Source organism: Coprococcus hominis (ex Arizal et al. 2022) (assembly GCF_040094675.1).
In the GTDB taxonomy this organism is placed as follows: Bacteria; Bacillota; Clostridia; order Lachnospirales; family Lachnospiraceae; genus Coprococcus_C; species Coprococcus_C hominis.
On record NZ_JBBNHG010000026.1, the window covers coordinates 113,717 to 137,029 of the forward strand.

A 23,313-nucleotide genomic window follows, 5' to 3' on the forward strand; every position below is an offset into this window, starting at 1 on the left:
GAATATTTGGAAGGAATCCTTATCTTGAAATGAAGATAACGGTTGGAGGAATCGCATGAAGGACAAGAAAGAGAAGAAGGAAAAAACGAAATTCAATCTCGCATTTGATAATCTGGCAATCCCGGAAGTGCATATTGGAGGAAATGCGCATGGTCAAGGAAATGTGGAACATAAGCATCCGGATGCGGACGGAGAGATGGAGGAAGAGGTTGTAACATTTGCGGATGTTGCAATTCCGGAGATCCATATCACAAGATATAAAGAGCTTTCTGATATGATTCACAGTCTGCGCAAGAAGCTCCACGAGAATCCGGAGCCTTCCATGCAGGAAGAAAAGACACAGCATATATTGCAGGAATTTATAAAACGGCATACAACGTTTGAGGTTGTAGATAAAGGCGTGTGGTTTTATGCCGTGAAGAAAGCGGAGAAGGAAAGCGGGAAAGCACCGATTGCGTTCCGGGCGGATATGGATGCGGTATGTGGAAAGGATGGAAAACCGGGACATTACTGCGGACATGATGGGCATAGCAGTATTCTGTGCGGCGTAGCGTTGTATCTTTCAAAGCGGGAAGAATTGCCAGACCGTGATGTGTATCTGATCTTTCAGCCGGGTGAGGAGATTGGCGCGGGCGCGAAGATCTGCAAGGAATTACTTGCGGAAAAGCAGATCGGGGAGATATACGGATTGCACAATATTCCCGGCTATCCGAAGAATCAGGTATTGCTTCGCAAGGGAACATTTGCGTGTGCATCGACCGGGCTTTCGATTCGCATGACCGGAACACCAAGCCATGCGGCATATCCGGAAGCTGGCAGGAATCCGGCTATTCCGATGGCGAAGCTTCTGCTTGAGATCGAGCGGATTACGAAGGAGATGCAAGTGCGGGAGAATTTCGTGCGTATGACTGTGATCGGGGCGGATGTTGGCAGTGCAAATTATGGCGTATCAGCGTTTGAAGGTACGTTGCGGCTTACGGTGCGCGCAGAGAAAGAAGATGCATTTGACACATATGTGAATGAGATTAAAGCTCTGGCTGCGACACTTGCAGAAGAAAATCAGCTTACTATAGCCATAGAGGAAATCGAGCGGTTTCCTGCAACGGAGAATCACGATGCAAATGTAGATAAGCTGCGTGCGTGTGCAGAGAAATTACAATTTCCTGTGACAGAGCTTGCACAGCCGATGCGCTGGTCGGAGGATTTTGGATATTATCTGCAGGAAGTGCCGGGGGCATTCTTCGGTGTAGGCGATGGCGAAGACCATGCACAGCTTCATACAGCGGAGTATGAATTCCCGGATGAGATTATGAAGACCGCGGTTGCAATGCTTGTGGGATTGATATAGGAAAGAAGAATAAAACCATGAATATCGAAGTAAGAGCATATACAGACAATGACATCGAGGCGATGGTGACGATCTGGAACCAGGTTGTCGAAGATGGCGTGGCATTTCCGCAGGAGAAATGTCTGACACCGGAGTCAGGAACAGCATTTTTCGCAGAGCAGACATATTGCGGAGTCGCGGAGGATATGGACACAGGCAGAATCTACGGCATGTATATCCTACATCCAAACAATGTAGGAAGATGCGGACACATCTGCAATGCCAGCTATGCGGTCGACCGGGAATCGAGAGGATTGCATATCGGCGAGAAGCTGGTGTCTGACTGTCTGGCGCAGGGCAAGGCACATGGTTACCGTGTCTTACAGTTCAATGCGGTTGTCGCAAGTAATGTGCATGCACGACATCTGTATGAGCGTCTTGGATTCAAACAGCTCGGCACGATACCGGGTGGCTTCCGCATGAAGGATGGAAGTTATGAAGATATCTGCCCATATTACCATGAGTTGTAAAATGTTAAAAGCATGTAAACTTGGTTGACGAGCCAGGGAAAATGGGGTAGACTACATCTTAGGTCGAGGAAGAACCATGGCGAGATCTGGTTCGGATAGATCTGGCAGTGATAAAGCTGCGAATAGAATAAAAAATTATGGAGGTGAGACTATGGACGGTTGCGATAGTACGAGTCGAGCGATACGCGGTGGAAGACATATGGATATACGAACGCAGTTTGGATATAGTCTCATTTTATTTATGACGATATAACTGCGTTTAGTTTTCTGTTGTCTGAACCACCGTATGAAAGACGGTGGTATTTTTATGCCCCGGAATAAGGAGGTAGAAGACAATGAAGAAATGGATGAAAAGAAAGAATTACACAGCGCAGTCAAAGAAGCATTTGCGGGATAAGAATCTGCAGGAGGCAGCAAAGGTACTCTCCCTGATGGAAGTCGATGATGCGGTCGATGTCCTAGACGAGGTCGATGATGCAACGAAAAAGCAGGTTGTGGATATGCTCCCGGAGGATGCCGGAAATGATATCCAGATGATCCTCTCCTACGAAGAAAACGAGATGGGTAGTCGTATGACGACGAACTATATCGCCATCCGCAGAGGCATAGATATCCGGCAGGCAATGCGCGAGCTGGTTTCACAGGCAGGTGAAAATGATAATATCGGAACGGTCTATGTATTAGACGAATCCGATAAATACTATGGCGCGATTGACCTGAAGGATCTGATCGTCGCCAGAGAAAATGATACATTGGAATCTATCATCAATACGACGTATCCATTTGTGACCGATCATGAGAAAATCGAGGATTGTATTGACGAACTGGTGGATTACGCAGAGGATTCCATTCCGGTTTTATCTGAGACAAAGGAATTACTTGGTGTTATCACCGCACAGGATGTCGTAGAGGCTGTCGATGATGAGATGGGCGAGGATTACGCAAAACTCGCTGGTTTGACAGACGAGGAGGATTTGAGAGAAACTACAAAGGAAAGCATGAAGAAACGATTGCCATGGCTGATCATCTTGTTGTTCCTTGGCATGGGTGTGTCTTCCGTTGTAGGAGCTTTTGAAGCGGTTGTCGCTGTGCTTCCGATTGTGATGTGCTTCCAGTCGTTGATTCTGGATATGGCAGGGAATGTTGGAACACAGTCGCTGGCGGTTACGATTCGTGTATTGATGGATGAGAACCTGACTGGTAAACAGAAACTGCATCTCGTATGGAAGGAGATGAAGGTCGGTTTTGTAAATGGCTTGTTGCTCGGCTCTCTGGCATTTGTATTTATCGGCATTTACATCGCCTGCTTCAAGCACAATGCATGGCTGCATGCATTCCTGATTTCCGGTTGCGTAGGTGTATCACTGATGGTTGCCATGGTGATTTCGAGTCTGGTTGGAACCTTGATTCCGATTTTCTTCCACAAGATCAAGATTGATCCGGCAGTTGCATCCGGGCCACTGATTACAACGGTCAATGACCTTGTAGCAGTCGTAACGTACTATGGACTGGCATGGTTGTTCTTGATCCAGATCATGCAGATTGTTTCGTAGGAAAGCGGTAAGAGAAATGGATTTAGGAGTTTATATGCTTTTATTACAAGACGTCAAATAGTCAAATAAATGAAAAAAATAAAAAGCGAATTGCTTGAAAAATATTTTATGCATGTTAAAATATAGTTCGGTTATGAATTGTTTGATTGCGAACAATTCATAACCGAACTTTTTCTTTTGCAAAATAGGTAAGCGGAGGACAGAGTGTTGGGAAGATACTACTAAAGGAGGGAATTCATGGACGATTGGAAACATGATCATCTGGGAAACCAGATTATTATATTATCAAATCAGGTGAAGCATTATCTGCATCAGGCAGCGGAAGTGGAAGGCATCAGCGGTTCTCAGAGCCGGATTCTGCATTACATTTCCGAATTCAGTAAGAAGACAGAAGTATATCAGAAGGATGTGGAAGAATTCTTCTATCTGCGCCGGTCTACCGTCACCCAGACGTTACAGGCGATGGAGAAGAACGGACTTATCAGGCGCTCCAGCGTTGCCAGAGATGCACGCCTGAAGAAACTGGAACTGACCGAAGCAGGGCAGGCACTCGAAGCACAGATACATACACGTGTGATGCAGATGGAACAGCGGCTGAGAGAAAGCTTAACAGAGGAAGAAATCACACAGTTTTTATCAATTACAGATAAGCTTGGAGCCGAATTGACAAACCTTGGAGCACCAGAAATCAAACAAGCCTGTAAGTAACCAGAAGGTCACTTGGCTTGCTTTCCTATGATTAAGAGAGTGAGCGAGATGATGCAATTTGTAAATGTCCATATTCAATTCTGGAAATATAGATATGTTTGGAACTTAGAAGTACTTGATGTTCTGTAAGTAATCAGCAATGTTTGAACACGATGTTCAAACAAGCCGCCATTGAGCCACGGATGGCGAATTGGCGGCGGTTGCGTGCAGGAGTACTGTGTGAATCAGAACATCTAGCACTTCTTAGTTTCAATACATCATATATTACCAGAATTGAATATAGACATATATACAAATGCATCATGGACGAAATTGAAGCATAAGAAAGGAGACAACATGTTAAAGACGTTAGGAAAACAAATCAAAGAATTCAAAGCCGCGTCCATCGCAACCCCACTGTTTATGCTGCTGGAAGTTCTGATGGAAACACTCGTCCCGTTCCTGATGGCATCCATCATTGACGATGGCGTCAATGTGCCGGGCGGTGACATTCACCATATCTGCGTAGTCGGTGCATGGATGATCGTGGCAGCGGCAGTCGGACTATTTGCGGGACTTATGGGAGGTCGTTACGGTGCGTATGCATCTGCCGGGTTCGCGAAGAATCTGCGGCAGGCGATGTATTATAATATCCAGACATTTTCATTTACAAACATTGACAAGTACAGTACCGCCGGACTGGTGACTCGTATGACGACCGATGTGACGAATGTGCAGAATTCCTATATGATGATCCTGCGTATGGGTATGCGTGCCCCGGCGAGCATGATCTGCGCGATGGCAGCTGCATTTTTAATCAATGCACGAATTGCAAGTATTTACCTGGTTGCAGTTATTTTGCTTGGCATTGTGTTACAGTTCATTATCCGCAAGGCAAATAAATATTTCAATATCGTATTTGAGAAGTACGACGACTTAAATGCCAGCGTGCAGGAGAATGTATCTGCAATCCGAGTCGTTAAGGCATATGTCCGCGAGGAGTATGAGACAAATAAATTCGCACAGGCAAGCGCGAAGCTTTACAACATGTTTGTGCGGGCAGAGAGCATCATCGCCTGCAATATGCCGGTCATGATGTTCACGGTGTATAGCTGTATCCTGTTAATCAGCTGGGTTGGTGCGCACATGATCGTGAGCGATTCGCTTACGACAGGTAATCTGATGAGCCTGCTTGCATACTGCATGAATATCCTGATGAGCCTGATGATGCTTTCGATGGTATTTGTCATGATCAGTATGAGTATGGCGAGTGCGAGACGTATCGCAGAGGTGATCAACGAGGATACGACCTTGAAGAATCCGGAACAGCCAGATATGGAAGTAGCGGACGGAAGCGTGGAGTTCGATCATGTATATTTCCGTTACAAGGAGACGGCGAAGGATTTCGTATTGAAGGATATCAATGTAGCGATTAAATCGGGTGAGACGATTGGCATCATCGGCGGAACCGGTAGCGCGAAGACGAGTCTTGTCAGCCTGATCAGCCGTCTGTATGATGTGTCGAAGGGCAGCGTCAGAGTTGGAGGCAAGGATGTCCGGGAATACGACATGGAGACACTTCGAAATGAAGTCGCCGTTGTGCTGCAGAAGAATACATTGTTCAGCGGAACGATTTACGAGAATCTCCGCTGGGGTGATAAGGATGCTACTGACGAGATGTGCAGACGTGCGTGTGAGCTTGCCTGCGCCGATGAATTCATCGAGAAGATGCCGGATGGCTACAACACATATATCGAGCAGGGTGGTTCGAATGTATCCGGCGGACAAAAGCAGCGTCTGTGTATTGCGCGTGCACTATTGAAGAATCCGAAGATCCTGATCTTAGATGATTCGACGAGTGCGGTTGATACGGCGACGGATGCGAAGATCCGTGCGGCATTTGCAACCGAGATTCCGAACACAACGAAGATTATCATTGCACAGCGTATCTCCAGTGTGGAGCATGCCGACCGGATCATCGTCATGAACGAGGGTGAAATCAACGGTATTGGAACGCATGAAGAGCTGCTTGCCGGAAATGATATTTACCGCGAGGTATATGAGTCACAAAACGGTGCCGGCGCCAATGCAGATTTTGACGAGGAGGCGTCATCAAATAAGGAGGTGAATCAACATGCGTAATCAAAGAGGAAAAGGACCGGAGAATCCGGGCAGACTTCTGAAGCGGTTGATGGGAATGCTCATGAAGCATTATGGCGTGGCGATTATTATCGTTGCAATCTGTATCATCATCAACGTTCTTGCAAATGTACAGGGAACGATGTTCATGCAGCGGTTGATCGACGACTATATCACACCGCTGTTAAAGAGTGAGACGAAGAATTACACACCATTGCTCCATGCAATCGGACGTGTCGCATGCTTCTATGGGATCGGAATTATTGCTTCGTATTCCTATAACCGGATCATGGTTAATGTCACACAGGGAATGCTGAAAACATTCCGTGATTCGATGTTCACGAAGATGGAGCAGCTTCCAATCAAATATTTTGACACCCATGCGCACGGTGATATCATGTCCATGTATACAAATGATACCGATACGCTGAGACAGATGATCAGCCAGTCGATGCCACAGCTTTTCAACAGTGCGATTACGATTATCAGTACGACCGTCTGTATGTTCATGCTGAACATTCCACTTACGGCACTGACATTTTTCATGGTTGGCATCATGTTGGTGCTGACAAGAAAAATCGGTGGTTTATCCGCGAAGCATTTCATTGCGCAGCAGAAAGATATCGGTACGGTCAATGGTTATATCGAGGAGATGATGCAGGGACAGCGCGTAGTCAAGGTGTTCTGTCACGAAGAGGAGAGCAAGGAAGCATTTGACAAGCTGAATGATGCTTTGTGCGAGAGCTCCTACAAGGCGAATAACTATTCGAATATTTTAGGACCGATCAACGCGCAGCTTGGAAATATCAGCTACGTGCTCTGTGCGATCGTCGGTGGTGTACTGGCGATTGGAAATGTCGGCGGATTCACGCTGGGCGGTCTGGCGAGCTTCCTGACGTTCAACAAGAACTTCAACATGCCAATCAACCAGATCAGTATGCAGATCAATGCAATCGTAATGGCACTTGCCGGAGCGGAGCGAATCTTCAATTTGCTGGACGAGGAGCCGGAAGTGGACGAGGGCTATGTCGAGCTTGTGAATGCAAAGCGCGAAAATGGACAGCTTGTGCCAAGTGAGAAGCGTACCGGACTCTGGGCGTGGGCACACAAGCATACAAATGGCGATCCAACCACATATGTGGAGCTGAAAGGTGACGTCGTATTTGACGACGTGGACTTCGGATATACCGATGATAAGATTGTGCTGCACAATGTTTCGATGTTTGCACAGCCGGGACAAAAGCTTGCGTTCGTCGGTTCGACCGGTGCCGGAAAGACGACGATCACGAATCTGATCAATCGGTTCTACGATATTCAGGATGGAAAGATCCGGTATGATGGCATCAATATTAACAAGATCAAGAAAGCGGATCTGCGAAGATCACTTGGTATCGTATTGCAGGATACGCATCTGTTCAGCATGAGCGTGCGGGAGAATATCCGTTATGGACGGCTTGATGCGACAGACGAAGAGGTCGAGGCAGCTGCAAAGCTTGCGAATGCTGATGGGTTTATCCGTCGTCTGCCGCAGGGCTATGATACCGTTCTGACTGGCGACGGCGCAAACTTAAGTCAGGGACAGCGTCAGCTTCTCGCCATTGCGCGGGCGGCAATCGCCGATCCACCGGCGCTTATCTTAGATGAAGCGACAAGCTCGATCGATACACGAACCGAGCGTCTGGTACAGGATGGTATGGACAAGCTGATGCATGGAAGAACGACATTTGTAATTGCACATCGGTTGTCCACGATCCAAAACAGCGACTGTATTATGGTACTTGAACAGGGACGAATCATTGAACGTGGAACACACGAAGAACTGCTCGAAAAGAAGGGAAGATATTACCAGTTGTATACCGGAAATGCAGTGCTGGCGTAGGAGAAATAAGGGAGATAGAAGATGCCATTTAAGATAGTCAGAAATGATATAACGAAGATGCGGTGCGATGCGATCGTGAATACTGCGAATACAAAACCAATTATAGGAAGTGGCTGCGATTATGCGGTCTATAAGGCAGCGGGAAAGCGACGTTTGTCAGAATACCGGGAGAAAAATATCGGTGAGGTCCCGGAGGGAGACGTATTCCTGACACCGGGATTCCGGTTGCCGGCGCATTATATCATCCATGCGGTCAGTCCGCATTATATTGACGGGGCGCATGGCGAGGAAGAAAAGCTGCGGGACTGTTATCGGAAGAGTCTGTCGCTAGCGTGGAAACAGAGCTGCCGGTCCATTGCATTTCCTGTGATTTCAACCGGAAGCTTTGGCTATCCGAAGGAAGAAGGTATCCGCATTGCTGCGGATGAGATTCAGGCATTTTTGCAGAATCATGAGATGCTTATTTATCTTGTTGTATTTGATGCGCAGTCAGCACGATATGGAAAACGATTCGACAAAGACCTGCAGGCATATATTGACGAGAACTATGTCGGTGCAAAACATCATGAAGAATATAGCGTGCAGACGATGGCGCTACGGCGTGACCTGGACGATGCAATCTGTCAGCCAGGTGAGACGAAACAAGACGATGCACCCTGCCAGCCTGGTGAGGCGGAACTGGACGATGAATCGTTCTCGCCTTATGAAGACAATCTGTACGAGGACGATCTGTATGAGGAGGATTCCGACGAAGATTCCGAGGAAGAAAATGAGTTCACAGAACTGCATGAGAGCAAATTAGAAGAGCGCATGAAGCATCTGACGGATTCATTCTCGGAATATCTGCTCTATCTGATCGAAGAGAAAGGCATGACGAATGCGGATGTCTACAAGCGGGCGCTCGTGGATAAGAAAACATTTTCGAAGATAAAAAATCATGCAGAGTATCATCCGCAGAAGATGACCGCGATGTGTCTGTGCATAGGGGCGAAGCTCAATTTGGATGAGACGAGAGATCTGCTTGCGCGTGCAGGATATGCATTGAGCCCGTGCGATAAGACGGACATTATCTTCTCTTATTTCATAGAGAATCAAATCTACGATATGATTGAGTTGGATATCCAATTAGAGGAGCATGGACTTTCGTGCTTGATATGATATATAAGGTCGCTTGTGTGGCGACCTTATTTTTTATGCTTTGTGATATGATTCCTTCAACAACAAACAAAGCAACTGATAAAAACGATTGGCAGATATAAGCATATAGGATTGAATGCATGTATGCTGCATATCAAAAATATCAGAAGGATGAAAATGGAGGTAATCATTATGAAGAATTTGACAGAGCTGGTATTTATTTTAGACAGAAGTGGATCAATGAGCGGGCTTGAGGCGGACACGATAGGCGGATTCAACAGTATGATCGAGAAGCAGAAGAAGGAAGCAGGCGAAGCGCTTGTATCGGTCGTATTATTTGACGACCAGACAGAGGTAATCTATGACCGGGCGGACATCAGGCAGATTCAGCCGATGACAGACGAGCAGTATTTTGTGCGGGGCTGTACGGCATTGTTAGATGCAATCGGTGGTGCAATCAGTCATATCAAGGATGTACGCAAACGTATGCCGGAGTCGGAACGCCCGGAGAAGACAATCTTCATTATCACAACCGATGGGATGGAAAATGCAAGCCACAGATATAATTATGCGAAGATCAAGAAAATAATTGAGAAACGGCAGGCGAAAAACTGGGAATTTATCTTCCTTGGAGCAAACATCGATGCAGTCGCAGAAGCAGGACGCATGGGAATCAGAGCCGGTCGCGCCGTCAATTACCATTGTGATGCTGCCGGAACAGCACTCAATTACAAGGTCTTAAGTCAGACTGTAGCCATGATGCGTAGCTGCGAATCCGCACAGGATATGACAGACTTTCTAGATGAAGAAGATTGCTTCGAGGAGATTGAGGAGGATTATGCAAGGAGGAAATAGTTTGAAATGTCTATAAAAACACTTTCCGTTTTTATGTTTTATATGTTAGAATAAATAAAAAAATGGGGATGTGAGATTATTGATAATTTCTACTGATGTAGATTAAAGCGGTTTGCTAAAAGAAAAAATATCCATAGAAGCGATATCATGTAAGGGAGAGATTTGCATGGCAATATCATCTATCTGGTTGTTAAAGGGGTTCTGCAGAATAAGGCACAAATATAATGAAATGTTTGTGCTTTGTTTTTAATATGATATTTTATATTAATGCACCGCTTTATAAAAAATATGTTGATTTAAAAAACTTATTGCGGTATATTATATCGTATAATAAAGAAAAACGGAGGAGAAACAAATGGGTAAAAATCAAAATTTTCAGGAATTTATGGGGGTATCACCACTTCAAAAGACTTTAAGAAACGAATTGATCCCAACAGAAACAACAAAAAAGAATATTACTCAGCTTGATCTTTTGACTGAGGATGAAATCCGTGCGCAAAATCGAGAGAAGCTGAAAGAGATGATGGATGACTACTACCGGGATGTGATTGATAGCACTTTGCATGCGGGTATAGCTGTTGATTGGAGCTATTTATTTTCGTGTATGCGAAATCATCTAAGGGAGAATTCCAAAGAGTCAAGGCGGGAATTGGAACGAACACAGGATTCTATTCGTTCACAAATCCATAATAAGTTTGCTGAACGAGCGGATTTTAAGGATATGTTTGGAGCATCGATAATAACAAAATTACTTCCGACATATATAAAACAGAATCCAGAATATTCCGAGCGGTATGACGAGAGCATGGAAATTTTGAAACTGTATGGAAAATTCACAACATCGTTGACCGATTACTTTGAGACAAGAAAGAATATCTTTTCTAAAGAGAAAATATCTTCTGCCGTTGGATATCGAATCGTAGAGGAAAATGCTGAGATCTTCTTGCAGAATCAGAATGCTTACGACAGAATCTGTAAGATAGCGGGACTGGATTTACATGGATTGGATAATGAAATAACAGCATATGTTGATGGAAAAACATTAAAAGAAGTATGTTCGGATGAAGGATTTGCAAAGGCTATTACACAAGAAGGGATTGATCGCTACAACGAGGCAATCGGTGCAGTAAATCAATATATGAATCTGTTATGCCAGAAGAATAAGGCATTAAAACCGGGACAATTTAAGATGAAGCGGCTACATAAACAGATTCTTTGCAAAGGAACAACCTCTTTCGATATTCCAAAGAAGTTTGAAAATGATAAACAGGTGTATGACGCAGTTAATTCTTTTACAGAGATAGTAACGAAGAATAATGATTTGAAGCGACTGTTAAATATTACACAGAATGCAAATGATTATGACATGAATAAAATATATGTAGTAGCCGATGCATATAGTATGATTTCACAGTTTATCAGTAAAAAATGGAATCTGATTGAAGAATGCTTGCTGGATTATTATAGCGATAATTTGCCGGGAAAAGGAAATACGAAAGAAAACAAAGTTAAAAAGGCGGTAAAGGAAGAAACGTATCGCAGTGTTTCACAGTTGAATGAACTTATTGAGAAATATTATGTGGAAAAGACCGGACAGTCAGTATGGAAAGTGGAAAGTTATATTTCTAGTCTGGCAGAAACGATTAAGCTGGAATTGTGCCACGAGATAGATAACGATGAGAAAAATAATCTGATTGAAGATGATGAGAAGATATCCGAGATCAAGGAACTGTTGGATATGTACATGGATGTATTTCATATTATAAAAGTGTTCCGGGTGAATGAAGTATTGAATTTCGATGAAACCTTTTATTCGGAGATGGATGAGATATATCAGGATATGCAGGAAATCGTTCCATTACACAATCGTGTTCGAAACTATGTTACACAGAAACCATATAAGCAGGAGAAATATCGTTTATATTTCCACACTCCAACATTGGCAAATGGCTGGTCCAAGAGTAAGGAATATGACAACAACGCAATTATATTGGTGCGAGATGATAAATATTATTTAGGTATTTTGAATGCAAAAAAGAAACCATCGAAAGAAATTATGGCGGGCAAAGAGAATTGTTCAGAACATGCGTATGCAAAGATGAATTATTATTTGTTGCCGGGCGCGAACAAGATGCTTCCAAAGGTATTTTTATCTAAGAAAGGAATACAGGACTATCACCCATCATCATATATTGTTGAAGGATATAATGAAAAGAAACATATTAAAGGTTCCAAGAATTTTGATATCCAGTTTTGTAGGGATTTGATTGACTACTTCAAGGAATGCATTAAAAAACATCCGGATTGGAATAAGTTTAACTTTGAATTTTCTGCGACAGAAACATATGAGGATATCAGTGTCTTTTATCGCGAAGTTGAAAAGCAAGGATATCGCGTAGAGTGGACGTATATCAATAGTGAAGATATTCAGAAACTGGAAGAAGATGGACAGTTGTTTTTATTTCAGATATATAACAAAGATTTTGCTGTGGGAAGTACAGGTAAACCAAATCTTCATACATTGTATCTGAAAAATTTGTTCAGCGAAGAAAATTTGCGGGACATTGTATTAAAACTAAATGGGGAAGCAGAAATATTCTTCCGTAAATCAAGTGTTCAAAAACCGGTGGTTCATAAGTGCGGCAGTATTTTAGTCAATCGTACCTATGAGATTACCGAGAATGGAACAACACGGGTACAATCAATTCCGGAAAGTGAATACATGGAATTATATCGCTACTTTAATAGTGAAAAGCAGATAGAATTATCAGATGAGGCAAAAAAATATTTGGACAAGGTGCAATGTAATAAGGCAAAGACAGATATTGTGAAAGACTACCGATACACCATGGACAAGTTTTTTATTCATCTTCCGATTACGATTAATTTTAAGGTTGATAAGGGTAACAATGTTAATGCCATTGCACAGCAATATATTGCAGAGCAGGAAGATTTGCATGTGATAGGAATCGATCGAGGAGAACGGAATCTGATTTACGTTTCTGTAATTGACATGTATGGAAATATTGTTGAGCAGAAATCCTTTAACCTTGTGGAACAGATATCATCGCAGGGAGTGAAACGATATTACGATTACAAAGAAAAATTACAGAACCGGGAAGAGGAACGGGATAAAGCAAGAAAAAGTTGGAAGACAATCGGTAAAATTAAAGAATTAAAAGAAGGGTATCTGTCGTCAGTCATTCATGAGATTGCACAGATGGTCGTAAAGTATAACGCAATCATTGCAATGGAAGATTTGAATTATGGATTTAAGCGGGGAAGATTCAAAGTAGAGCGCCAGGTATATCAGAAATTTGAAACGATGTTGATCAGTAAGTTGAATTATCTGGCAGATAAATCTCAGGCTGTGGATGAACCGGGAGGTATATTGCGGGGATATCAGATGACTTATGTGCCGGATAATATTAAGAATGTTGGAAGACAATGCGGAATAATCTTTTATGTGCCAGCAGCATATACCTCTAAGATTGATCCGACAACCGGATTTATCAACGCATTTAAGCGGGATGTGGTATCAACAAATGATGCAAAAGAGAATTTCTTGATGAAGTTTGATTCTATTCAGTACGATATAGAAAAAGGCTTATTTAAGTTTTCATTTGATTACAAAAATTTTGCCACACATAAACTTACACTTGCGAAGACAAAATGGGACGTATATACAAATGGAACTCGAATACAAAACATGAAAGTTGAAGGACATTGGCTTTCAATGGAAGTTGAACTTACAACGAAAATGAAAGAGTTGCTGGATGACTCGCATATTCCATATGAAGAAGGACAGAATATATTGGATGCTTTGCGGAAGATGAAAGATATAACAAGTGTTGTAAATGGTATATTGGAAATCTTCTGGTTGACAGTTCAGCTTCGGAATAGCAGGACAGATAATCCGGATTACGACAGAATTATCTCGCCGGTATTGAATCATAAAGGAGAATTTTTTGATTCTGATCAATATAAAGCATATGCGGATGCGCAAAAGGCACCATTACCGATTGATGCTGATGCAAATGGTGCATATTGTATTGCGTTAAAAGGAATGTATACTGCCAATCAGATCAAAGAAAACTGGGTTGAAGGAGAGAAGCTTCCAGCGGAATGCTTGAAGATCGAACATGCAAGTTGGTTAGCATTTATGCAAGGAGAAAGGGGATAGTGGATGGAGGATTTGATCCTGATATCGAATCTAAATGATTTTATATTTTGCCCGGCATCTATATATTTTCATGGGTTGTATGGAGGTGCAGATAAGCTGACGTATCAGTCAGCTTATCAGATAAATGGAACCAAAGCACATGAAAATGTAGATGCGGGTAAATATTCTACAAGAAAAAGTATAATTACCGCGCTGGACGTTTATTCACAGGAATATGGGGTAGTAGGAAAAATCGATATCTATGATAAAGATAAGAAAATGTTGATTGAACGAAAGAAACACATAAGTGTAGTATATGATGGATATGTATTTCAGTTATATGCTCAGTGCTTTTCGTTGCGAGAGATGGGATATGATGTAAAAAGACTACGTATTCACAGTATAGATGACAACAAAAATTATGAGATTGCATGTCCGGAAGACGATGATGATATGATGAAGAAATTTTGTTCGTTAGTTGATAAAATGCGTATATTTGATTTAGAAAAATTTCACCAAACCAATATTGAAAAATGTAAAAAATGCATCTATGAGGAGGCTTGTGATCGTTCATTAATAGAATAGAGGGGGAGATTTTATATTAAGTGCAAATGATTTTAGTAAGAAACAGATTATTTTCCTTTTCACGAAGGAAGGAGAAAAACTTTCATTTTCAAATGATAATGTTGTGGTGAAAGATAAAAATGGAAAGACCAAACACCAATCAACATGTTATCAATTATTTATGATTTGTGTAATTGGAAATATTTCTATTACAAGTGGATTGATTCAAAGAAGTAAAAAATTTGGATTTTCTATATGTCTGATGAGTACAACATTCAAGGTATATGAAGTACTTGGCGCTAGAATGGAAGGAAATACATTGCTACGAACGCATCAATATGCGTATCAGGATAATGAAATTGGAAGAAAAATAGAGCAAAATAAAATTGTGAATCAGAGAAATGCGCTTAAAAAGATTCGCAGCAAAAATGAGTATGTCAAAGAGGGTGTAGGTTTGCTGAATGAGATGGTAGAAAAGTTAGATGCTACACAAGATTATTTGACAATTATGGGTGTAGAAGGAAATGCGGCGAAGGTTTACTTTCCAAGGATGTTTGATTGTGCGAATTGGAATGGCAGGAAACCTAGAATAAAAAGCGATTATTTGAATGTTACTTTGGATATAGGATATACGATGCTTTTTAATATTGTGGATGCAATGCTTCAAGTGTATGGATTTGATACATATTATGGAGTATTTCACAAATGTTTTTATATGAGAAAATCATTGGTGTGTGATTTGATGGAACCAATGCGCCCTATTATTGATTATGCTGTTAGAAAAGCAATTCGGTTAGGACAATGTAAGACTGATGATTTTGGGCTGGATAAAAATCGGTGGTATCTAGAATGGAAGAATAATCCTGCATATATTCGTTTCCTAATGGAGGCGATATTAGAATATAAAGATGCAATATTTCTTTATGTTCAACAATATTATCGTTTCTTTATGAAGATGAAGAGTGTGGAAAATATGCCATTGTTTTTGTATGAATGAGAGGGGGGAGTAGTATGTTTATTGTTAGTTACGATATATCAAACGATAAGTTACGAACAAAGTTTGCAAAGTATCTTTCCAGATTCGGACATAGGTTACAATATTCGGTTTTTCAGATTGACAATAGTTCGAGAATCATTGATAATATTATACAGGATTTAAAAAATAATTTTGAAAAGAAATTCACACAGGAAGACAGTGTGATGATTTTTAAATTATCATCAAGTTGTGAGATTATCCGATTCGGTTATGCAAAGAATGATGAGAAAGACTTTTTCATTATCGAATAAGGGAAATTGCAAACCTTGGTCTTTATAAAGAATTATATTAAGGTTATTCAATGATAATGTACAGAATAAACAAAACAATAATTAAAAATAAGGTATTTAATCAGAAAATTTGTTGATAATGACAAAGTTAGGGATTGAATAACCTTAAATAATTTCTACTATGTAGATATGTAGGCGATGCGCTGGATCGTGCCGATTGAATAACCTTAAATAATTTCTACTATGTAGATGAGACTGGAAAGTAGTTCATCATCTGTGATTGAATAACCTTAAATAATTTCTACTATGTAGATATACAACAGATTATGTAAGTATTACAAGGATTGAATAACCTTAAATAATTTCTACTATGTAGATGAAATCACGGTAACGAACCTTGTGCACGATTGAATAACCTTAAATAATTTCTACTATGTAGATCTGATGCTGACAAAGTGACAACCGATGGATTGAATAACCTTAAATAATTTCTACTATGTAGATGAAACGTCATACTGTGCCTTGTCAGGGATTGAATAACCTTAAATAATTTCTACTATGTAGATGTTACAGAGACGTCGTTGTTATTTGGGATTGAATAACCTTAAATAATTTCTACTATGTAGATTAATTGACTGCCATATAGTCCCTGTTAGATTGAATAACCTTAAATAATTTCTACTATGTAGATACTTCAATGTTCGATAGTAAAGGCGATGATTGAATAACCTTAAATAATTTCTACTATGTAGATCTTTAAATAAATATCTATCTTCCATAGATTGAATAACCTTAAATAATTTCTACTATGTAGATTGAACGCCAGCAATAGTAACACATAGTTGATTGAATAACCTTAAATAATTTCTACTATGTAGATTTTAAAAGAAAAAGGAACATTATGCTTGATTGAATAACCTTAAATAATTTCTACTATGTAGATCTCGTTCCACTATCACAAGCATAAGCGATTGAATAACCTTAAATAATTTCTACTATGTAGATCAAAGGGTAAGTACAACGGTACATCATGGGGATTGAATAACCTTAAATAATTTCTACTATGTAGATAAGTTGGCTTCTTGTGATCCTGCGGAGATTGAATAACCTTAAATAATTTCTACTATGTAGATCTCTCATATAAGGACATGATTATTTCGGATTGAATAACCTTAAATAATTTCTACTATGTAGATTTTACCCAAAAGATACAAACCACTATGATTGAATAACCTTAAATAATTTCTACTATGTAGATGAAATGACATGGATGTGCTTGATTTTGATTGAATAACCTTAAATAATTTCTACTATGTAGATCAAGACAGAAGCCGGTAAATGGGATGGATTGAATAACCTTAAATAATTTCTACTATGTAGATTAAAGAAGGTTCCGAACCCTCCAAAGGGATTGAATAACCTTAAATAATTTCTACTATGTAGATCTAAATATTCCCACGACCATCAAAAAAGATTGAATAACCTTAAATAATTTCTACTATGTAGATGATACACTGCCTGTCACCTTACCGCCACGATTGAATAACCTTAAATAATTTCTACTATGTAGATTCATATAACATAGACATATATATATAAGATTGAATAACCTTAAATAATTTCTACTATGTAGATACCTATAGAAATATCCATCTACAGAATCGCATACATCCCCATCAACTCAGCCAGAAACACCACATTGACAACCGTAAACCATAGAAAATATTTCCCCTTTTTGCCCGGATATTCCCGGGCAATTTGCTTGTAGGAGATCAGGCTTGCCATCGAAGCGATGAGCGTGCCAAGTCCACCGAGGTTGGTGCCGATGATAAGTGCCTTGTAATTCGTTGTAAATCCCGACAGCAAAAGGGCAGTTGGCACGTTGCTGATGATCTGGCTGGCACCGATTGCAATGTATGTTTCCCGTCCGGTAATGATGCTTTCTAGGAAAGATTGGAAAGCTGGGACGCGCTCCATATTTCCGATGAATACGAAGAATCCTATAAATGTGCCGAGCAGTGCGTAGTCCACGTGAAGCAGAGTTTTTCGCGACACAAGCAGGAACAGCACCAGAATGATTACGAACAGGATGCGGATGTCCAGAAGCTTTGCGACATTTAACAGGCATAGCACAAATGCGATGCTGTAAAGGATAATCTTTTTTTTCGGAAGTTTAACTGCATGGTTGTTTCGGTCGATTACGATCGCGTGTTGTTTGATGAAGAACATGGAAATCAGGATTCCAAGCAGCGAAGCAATCGTGTAAGGGAGCATAATTTCCACGAATGTACCGAGGGACATGCCGGATTTGGCATACAGATACAAGTTCTGTGGATTCCCCATCGGCATAAGCATACTTCCGAGGTTTGCAGCGATTGTCTGCATCACAACGACCGGGATGATCAGATGTTCCTTCTCCGACATGGAAAGCACAATGATCGCAAACGGCACAAAGGTAATCAGTGAGACATCGTTTGTGATAAACATGCTGAACACAAATGGAAGCAACACCAGTACAAGAAACAATTGTCTCGTTGTATGAACGTGTGCAAGCAGTGCATTTCCGATCGTGCGGAACAGACCGGTTTCCTTGAATCCAGCAATAACAGCCATTAGGCAGAACAGGAGTGTGATGGAATGCCAGTCGATGTAGGAGATGTATTTTCTGTCCGGATGGACGAGGAACATGGAGAGGATGGCAAGTACGAGGCTTACCATCAGTACGGTTTCTCTTTTTATAAATGCAAGTATTTTCTTCATAATGTATCTCGATTCTGTAAATTTTTTTCCATTATATCACATGTCACTACACGATAGCGTGATGACATGTGCACGCATCAGCGTGCTTCATTATAACATAGAAAAAACACCTTGACACCACAAAATCCATTTGATAAAATGAGCAATGCGGCGGCTGTGCTTGCATAAGCCGGCATATTGCGAAAACACACATGGAGCCGTTAGGCGACATGATATAATCCACACTCGGAAAAGAAAATAGAAGGTTACTATTGGAAACGCACATTCTCTTTGGAATGATAACGAACAACACTGTCTGTTAAAAATTATCATTTTAAGGAGGTTTTTTTATGCCAAAAACAAAGTTTCAAGAGGTTATTTTCACGATTATGATGGTGTTCGTCATGGTGTATGCGATGATCTGCTACAACATTGCACTGAACATCGGAGGAATGAGCAGCGAAGTGTTCCTGTCCGCATTCCATGAGCTTGTCATCATGGGACCGATTGCATTTGTGCTTGATTTCTTTTTTGTCGGTACAATTGCGAAGAAGAAAGCGTTGAAGATCGTGAATCCGGAGAAGGAAAATCCGTTCCATCTCGTTCTTGCAATCTCATTTATCTCAGTCGCATTTATGTGTCCGCTTATGAGTCTGGCAGCAACCATTTTATTTAAGCATGCGGGAAATCAGTTTATTGCCGTCTGGTTACAGACATGTGCATTTAATTTCCCGATGGCACTGTGCTGGCAGATATTTTATGCGGGACCACTCGTGCGTTTTCTGTTCCGCCTGATCTTCCGAGAGAAGCAGAAAGAGGGAAATATGCAGAAAGCATTTGAATAACGTGTTCTATTGGGGGATTTTCCGTATTTCAATATATTTACCCAATAATTTCTGCCCTTTTTTCAAAATCGTTTGGGGGGAATATTGGTATATGTGCATTCTTTACCCAATTGGCTCCAATTTCCAGACTTGTGATTGGGGGATTTCTTGATAATGTGAAAAAATCCCCCAATTTGTTTCAGCATGGTTATCTGCAATTGGAGAATTTTTCTGGGAAATTGAAAATTCCCCCAACTTACCACCGCAAGCCTGTCAAACAGAGTAACAAAAATCTCTATGCTATCCCACAAAAATCCCTATGATTTCTTGTTGCAAAATCCCCTCTGCTCGTGCATAATAGAATACAAATAAATTCTCTTACAAAGCAAGAGAGGGAAAGAGGTAAAAACTATGGGTGACACAAATGATGGAGCAGTCAGAGATGCGAAAAAGCTTGGATTACCGAAGGTTTTGATTTTGGGATTACAGCATATGTTTGCAATGTTCGGTGCAACTATCTTAGTCCCAATTTTAGTGTCCGGGTATTTTGCAGATGCATGTGGGGAGCCATTGACGAGAGGTCTGACTGTATCAGTCACACTTTTCTGTGCAGGCTTTGGTACATTGCTTTTCCATGTATGTTCGAAGTTTAAAGTACCGGCGTTCCTTGGATCTTCGTTTGCATTCTTAGGTGGATTTTCAACCGTTGCCAACCTGGATACCGGTAAATTCGCCGATATGGCAGCAAATGACAAGGTAGCTTATGCCTGCGGTGGCGTGGTAGCAGCCGGTGCATTGTATCTGGTTATGGCTTTGATTATCAAGCTGGTTGGCGTAAACCGCGTGATGCGTTTCCTTCCACCGGTTGTAACCGGACCGATCATTATCTGTATCGGACTTTCGCTTGCACCATCCGCAATCTCAAATGCCAGCACAAACTGGTGGCTTGCGGTAATCGCGTTAGCGGTTATCATCATCTTCAATATCTGGGGGAAAGGCATGTTCAAGATCATCCCGATTTTGATGGGTGTTTTGATTTCTTACGTGGCAGCAGTGATCATGAATGCGGCAGGACTTACGAATCCGGATGGCAGTGCGATCATCGCATTCGAGTCGGTGAAATCCGCAAGCTTCTTCGGTGTACCACAGTTCCAGTTTGCAAAATTCGATCTCACATCGATTCTGGTTATGGCACCAATCGCAATCGCTGCGATGATGGAGCATGTGGGTGATATGTCAGCTATTTCTGCAACCGTTGGCAAGAACTTTATTCAGGACCCGGGTCTGCACCGTACATTAGTTGGTGATGGTCTTGCAACTGCATTCGCAGGAGCAATCGGAGGACCGGCAAACACAACATACGGTGAGAACACAGGTGTATTAGAGCTTTCCAAAGTATACGATCCGATGGTTGTCCGTCTGGCAGCCGTATTTGCAATCGTGCTGTCCTTCATTCCGAAGTTCGCAGCTGTCATTTCCACGATGCCATCAGCGATTATCGGCGGTGTATCCTTCATGCTATATGGTATGATTTCAGCCATCGGTGTGCGGAATGTCGTTGAGAATAAGGTAGATCTGACACGTTCTAGAAACCTGATTATTGCTGGTGTGATCTTCGTCTGTGGACTTGGTTTCTCAAAAGGTATCACATTTACAATCGGGGAGACATCTATCACACTGACAGCACTTGCTATCGCAGCCATTGCAGGCATCCTGTTAAATGCGATTCTGCCTGGAAATGATTACCAGTTTGGTGTAAATCCGGATGGTGACCAGAGCCGTGGTGTCTTTGTGAAGTCTAAGGAATAATAGGATATAAAAAGCCAAAAGTCAGAATTGCGGAAGTTGCGTAGCAACGGAGCAATTCGTATATCAAGTAAGATATTCAATAAGAAAAAGGAGATTACAAAATGGATTTTAAGAATGAGAAAAACATTACGATTTTTGAGCATCCGTTGATTCAGCATAAGATTTCGATTCTGCGTGACAAGAATACGGGAACCAATGAGTTCCGGAAGCTCGTAGAGGAGATTGCGATGCTTGAAGGATTTGAAGCACTTGGTGACCTGCCATTGCAGGATGTGGAGATTGAGACTCCAATCGAGAAATGTATGACTCCGATGATTTCCGGACGTAAGCTCGCTATCGTTCCGATACTTCGTGCTGGCCTTGGCATGGTGCCGGGCGTGCTTGCCCTCGTACCATCTGCAAAGGTTGGACACATCGGTATGTACCGGGATGAGGAGACGCGCATTCCACATGAGTATTACTGCAAGCTTCCGAATCCGATTGATGAGAGAATCATTGTCGTAACCGATCCGATGCTTGCCACCGGTGGCTCCGCCGTGGATGCGATCACACAGATTAAGGAACATGGTGGGAAGAAGATTAAGTTCATGTGTATCATTGCAGCACCGGAAGGTGTACAGAAGCTGCATGAGGCGCATCCGGATGTGCAGATCTATGTGGGTCATCTGGATCGCGAGTTGAATGAGAATGCCTACATCTGTCCTGGACTTGGCGATGCGGGCGACCGTATCTTCGGTACAAAATAACGGAAAAACTGACTATAAGGTCACATAAGGTCAGATATGTAAAAATAATAAAAAACAGTTCAAACTGACGTTGTTAAAAGCATGGAGACTGGGCATTTCAATATATCCAGTTTCTGTGCTTTAATTATATTCATAGTTTTCTTGTATGTACAATCTAAGATGTATATCTGCAAGAATATTAGAAAATTATGAAATAAAAGAACAATCAGGAGGAACAATGATGAGCGAGAACAGATATGAATTGAATAAGAACCTTGCACAGATGTTAAAGGGTGGCGTGATCATGGACGTTACAACACCGGAGCAGGCAAGAATTGCACAGGAGGCAGGTGCGTGTGCAGTTATGGCATTGGAGAGAATTCCGGCAGATATCCGTGCAGCCGGAGGTGTATCCCGTATGAGCGATCCGAAGATGATTAAGGGAATTCAGGAAGCCGTTACAATTCCGGTTATGGCAAAATGCCGTATCGGACATTTTGTAGAGGCACAGATCCTTGAAGCAATCGAGATTGACTATATCGATGAGAGTGAAGTTTTATCACCGGCCGATGATATTTACCATATTGACAAGACGAAGTTTAAGGTACCGTTTGTCTGTGGCGCACGTGATCTTGGCGAGGCACTTCGTCGTATTGAGGAAGGAGCATCTATGATCCGTACAAAGGGTGAGCCGGGAACCGGTGATGTTGTACAGGCCGTTCGTCATATGCGTGCGATGAACTCTGAGATCCGTCGTATTGTAGGTATGGCAGAGGATGAGATCTACGAAGCAGCAAAGCAGCTTCAGGTACCTGTTGAGCTTGTGCGTTACGTCCATGAGAATGGCAAGCTTCCGGTTGTAAACTTCGCAGCCGGCGGTGTTGCAACACCGGCCGATGCAGCACTTATGATGCAGCTTGGTGCAGAAGGTGTATTCGTTGGATCCGGTATCTTCAAGTCCGGAAATCCTGCAAAGCGTGCAGCCGCAATTGTTAAGGCTGTTACAAACTATCAGGATGCAAAGCTGATTGCAGAACTCTCAGAAGATCTTGGCGAGGCTATGGTTGGAATCAATGAGTCCGAGATCGAGATTCTTATGGCAGAAAGAGGAAAGTAA

At 41.8% G+C, this 23,313-nt stretch carries 17 protein-coding genes and 1 CRISPR repeat array; of the genes, 16 read left to right on the forward strand and 1 reads right to left on the reverse strand.

The annotated features are described in order from the left end of the window. Window positions 1–55: 55 nt before the first annotated feature. From AAAT93_RS04020 to cas2, 12 genes are all read left to right on the forward strand, one after another. Window positions 56–1,348, forward strand: a complete 1,293-nt coding sequence (locus tag AAAT93_RS04020; RefSeq protein WP_227573007.1) for a M20 metallopeptidase family protein — start codon at window positions 56–58, stop codon at window positions 1,346–1,348. A gap of 17 nt (window positions 1,349–1,365) precedes the next feature. Beyond that, complete coding sequence (locus AAAT93_RS04025; protein WP_227573008.1) at window positions 1,366–1,857, forward strand: GNAT family N-acetyltransferase; 492 nt, start codon at window positions 1,366–1,368, stop codon at window positions 1,855–1,857. Window positions 1,858–2,192: 335 nt separating this feature from the next. Further along, complete coding sequence (mgtE, locus tag AAAT93_RS04030) at window positions 2,193–3,410, forward strand: magnesium transporter (RefSeq protein ID WP_118374112.1); 1,218 nt, start codon at window positions 2,193–2,195, stop codon at window positions 3,408–3,410. A 237-nt stretch (window positions 3,411–3,647) separates the two neighbouring features. Then, window positions 3,648–4,118 carry a MarR family winged helix-turn-helix transcriptional regulator gene (locus AAAT93_RS04035; RefSeq protein WP_118544699.1) on the forward strand — a complete coding sequence of 157 codons (471 nt, stop codon included), beginning with the start codon at window positions 3,648–3,650 and terminating at the stop codon, window positions 4,116–4,118. 336 nt (window positions 4,119–4,454) lie between these two features. After that, window positions 4,455–6,239 (forward strand): ABC transporter ATP-binding protein, encoded by a 1,785-nt coding sequence (locus tag AAAT93_RS04040; protein WP_227573009.1) that lies wholly within the window; start codon window positions 4,455–4,457, stop codon window positions 6,237–6,239. Then, on the forward strand, window positions 6,232–8,115 hold the full coding sequence (locus AAAT93_RS04045) for an ABC transporter ATP-binding protein (RefSeq protein WP_118374114.1): 1,884 nt from the start codon (window positions 6,232–6,234) through the stop codon (window positions 8,113–8,115). Before AAAT93_RS04040 ends, AAAT93_RS04045 begins: the two co-directional genes overlap by 8 nt. Before the next feature lie 21 nt (window positions 8,116–8,136). Then, window positions 8,137–9,273 (forward strand): macro domain-containing protein, encoded by a 1,137-nt coding sequence (locus AAAT93_RS04050; protein ID WP_227573010.1) that lies wholly within the window; start codon window positions 8,137–8,139, stop codon window positions 9,271–9,273. A gap of 168 nt (window positions 9,274–9,441) precedes the next feature. Next, window positions 9,442–10,107, forward strand: coding sequence for a vWA domain-containing protein (locus AAAT93_RS04055; protein ID WP_227573072.1), 666 nt, complete (start codon window positions 9,442–9,444; stop codon window positions 10,105–10,107). A gap of 355 nt (window positions 10,108–10,462) precedes the next feature. Next, complete coding sequence (cas12a, locus tag AAAT93_RS04060; RefSeq protein ID WP_227573011.1) at window positions 10,463–14,290, forward strand: type V CRISPR-associated protein Cas12a/Cpf1; 3,828 nt, start codon at window positions 10,463–10,465, stop codon at window positions 14,288–14,290. 3 nt (window positions 14,291–14,293) lie between these two features. Next, a complete protein-coding gene (gene cas4 / locus AAAT93_RS04065; protein ID WP_227573012.1) occupies window positions 14,294–14,854 on the forward strand; it encodes a type V CRISPR-associated protein Cas4 in 561 nt (186 codons plus the stop codon). Between the two features lie 13 nt (window positions 14,855–14,867). Next, a complete protein-coding gene (gene cas1 / locus AAAT93_RS04070) occupies window positions 14,868–15,830 on the forward strand; it encodes a type V CRISPR-associated endonuclease Cas1 (RefSeq protein ID WP_227573073.1) in 963 nt (320 codons plus the stop codon). A gap of 14 nt (window positions 15,831–15,844) precedes the next feature. Beyond that, window positions 15,845–16,120 carry a CRISPR-associated endonuclease Cas2 gene (gene cas2 / locus AAAT93_RS04075; RefSeq protein WP_227573013.1) on the forward strand — a complete coding sequence of 92 codons (276 nt, stop codon included), beginning with the start codon at window positions 15,845–15,847 and terminating at the stop codon, window positions 16,118–16,120. 132 nt (window positions 16,121–16,252) lie between these two features. Next, a CRISPR array of direct repeats spans window positions 16,253–17,734; the repeat unit is 36 nt; unit sequence GATTGAATAACCTTAAATAATTTCTACTATGTAGAT. 18 nt (window positions 17,735–17,752) lie between these two features. Here the strand turns inward: cas2 and AAAT93_RS04080 are convergent. After that, window positions 17,753–18,859 carry an SLC13 family permease gene (locus AAAT93_RS04080; RefSeq protein WP_227573014.1) on the reverse strand — a complete coding sequence of 369 codons (1,107 nt, stop codon included), beginning with the start codon at window positions 18,857–18,859 and terminating at the stop codon, window positions 17,753–17,755. 329 nt (window positions 18,860–19,188) lie between these two features. On the opposite strand from AAAT93_RS04080, the gene AAAT93_RS04085 reads away from it, so the two are divergent. The 4 genes from AAAT93_RS04085 to pdxS all read left to right on the forward strand — a co-directional run bounded on the left by AAAT93_RS04085 (window position 19,189) and on the right by pdxS (window position 23,313). Further along, on the forward strand, window positions 19,189–19,683 hold the full coding sequence (locus AAAT93_RS04085; RefSeq protein ID WP_216506084.1) for a DUF2798 domain-containing protein: 495 nt from the start codon (window positions 19,189–19,191) through the stop codon (window positions 19,681–19,683). Between the two features lie 390 nt (window positions 19,684–20,073). Continuing rightward, on the forward strand, window positions 20,074–21,471 hold the full coding sequence (locus AAAT93_RS04090; protein WP_195541400.1) for a uracil-xanthine permease family protein: 1,398 nt from the start codon (window positions 20,074–20,076) through the stop codon (window positions 21,469–21,471). A gap of 101 nt (window positions 21,472–21,572) precedes the next feature. After that, on the forward strand, window positions 21,573–22,217 hold the full coding sequence (gene upp, locus AAAT93_RS04095) for a uracil phosphoribosyltransferase (protein WP_117780539.1): 645 nt from the start codon (window positions 21,573–21,575) through the stop codon (window positions 22,215–22,217). Window positions 22,218–22,437: 220 nt separating this feature from the next. Next, a complete protein-coding gene (pdxS, locus tag AAAT93_RS04100) occupies window positions 22,438–23,313 on the forward strand; it encodes a pyridoxal 5'-phosphate synthase lyase subunit PdxS (RefSeq protein WP_021986400.1) in 876 nt (291 codons plus the stop codon).

Excerpts from the sequence above, each read along its gene's own strand:
- cas12a (WP_227573011.1), top strand. The coding sequence starts at position 10,463 with ATGGGTAAAAATCAAAATTTTCAGGAATTTATGGGGGTATCACCACTT.
- AAAT93_RS04080 (WP_227573014.1), bottom strand. The coding sequence starts at position 18,859 with ATGAAGAAAATACTTGCATTTATAAAAAGAGAAACCGTACTGATGGTA.
- AAAT93_RS04050 (WP_227573010.1), top strand. The coding sequence starts at position 8,137 with ATGCCATTTAAGATAGTCAGAAATGATATAACGAAGATGCGGTGCGAT.
- cas2 (WP_227573013.1), top strand. The coding sequence starts at position 15,845 with ATGTTTATTGTTAGTTACGATATATCAAACGATAAGTTACGAACAAAG.
- AAAT93_RS04090 (WP_195541400.1), top strand. The coding sequence starts at position 20,074 with ATGGGTGACACAAATGATGGAGCAGTCAGAGATGCGAAAAAGCTTGGA.
- upp (WP_117780539.1), top strand. The coding sequence starts at position 21,573 with ATGGATTTTAAGAATGAGAAAAACATTACGATTTTTGAGCATCCGTTG.
- AAAT93_RS04045 (WP_118374114.1), top strand. The coding sequence starts at position 6,232 with ATGCGTAATCAAAGAGGAAAAGGACCGGAGAATCCGGGCAGACTTCTG.
- pdxS (WP_021986400.1), top strand. The coding sequence starts at position 22,438 with ATGAGCGAGAACAGATATGAATTGAATAAGAACCTTGCACAGATGTTA.
- cas4 (WP_227573012.1), top strand. The coding sequence starts at position 14,294 with ATGGAGGATTTGATCCTGATATCGAATCTAAATGATTTTATATTTTGC.
- AAAT93_RS04085 (WP_216506084.1), top strand. The coding sequence starts at position 19,189 with ATGCCAAAAACAAAGTTTCAAGAGGTTATTTTCACGATTATGATGGTG.
- AAAT93_RS04035 (WP_118544699.1), top strand. The coding sequence starts at position 3,648 with ATGGACGATTGGAAACATGATCATCTGGGAAACCAGATTATTATATTA.
- AAAT93_RS04020 (WP_227573007.1), top strand. The coding sequence starts at position 56 with ATGAAGGACAAGAAAGAGAAGAAGGAAAAAACGAAATTCAATCTCGCA.
- AAAT93_RS04040 (WP_227573009.1), top strand. The coding sequence starts at position 4,455 with ATGTTAAAGACGTTAGGAAAACAAATCAAAGAATTCAAAGCCGCGTCC.
- AAAT93_RS04025 (WP_227573008.1), top strand. The coding sequence starts at position 1,366 with ATGAATATCGAAGTAAGAGCATATACAGACAATGACATCGAGGCGATG.
- mgtE (WP_118374112.1), top strand. The coding sequence starts at position 2,193 with ATGAAGAAATGGATGAAAAGAAAGAATTACACAGCGCAGTCAAAGAAG.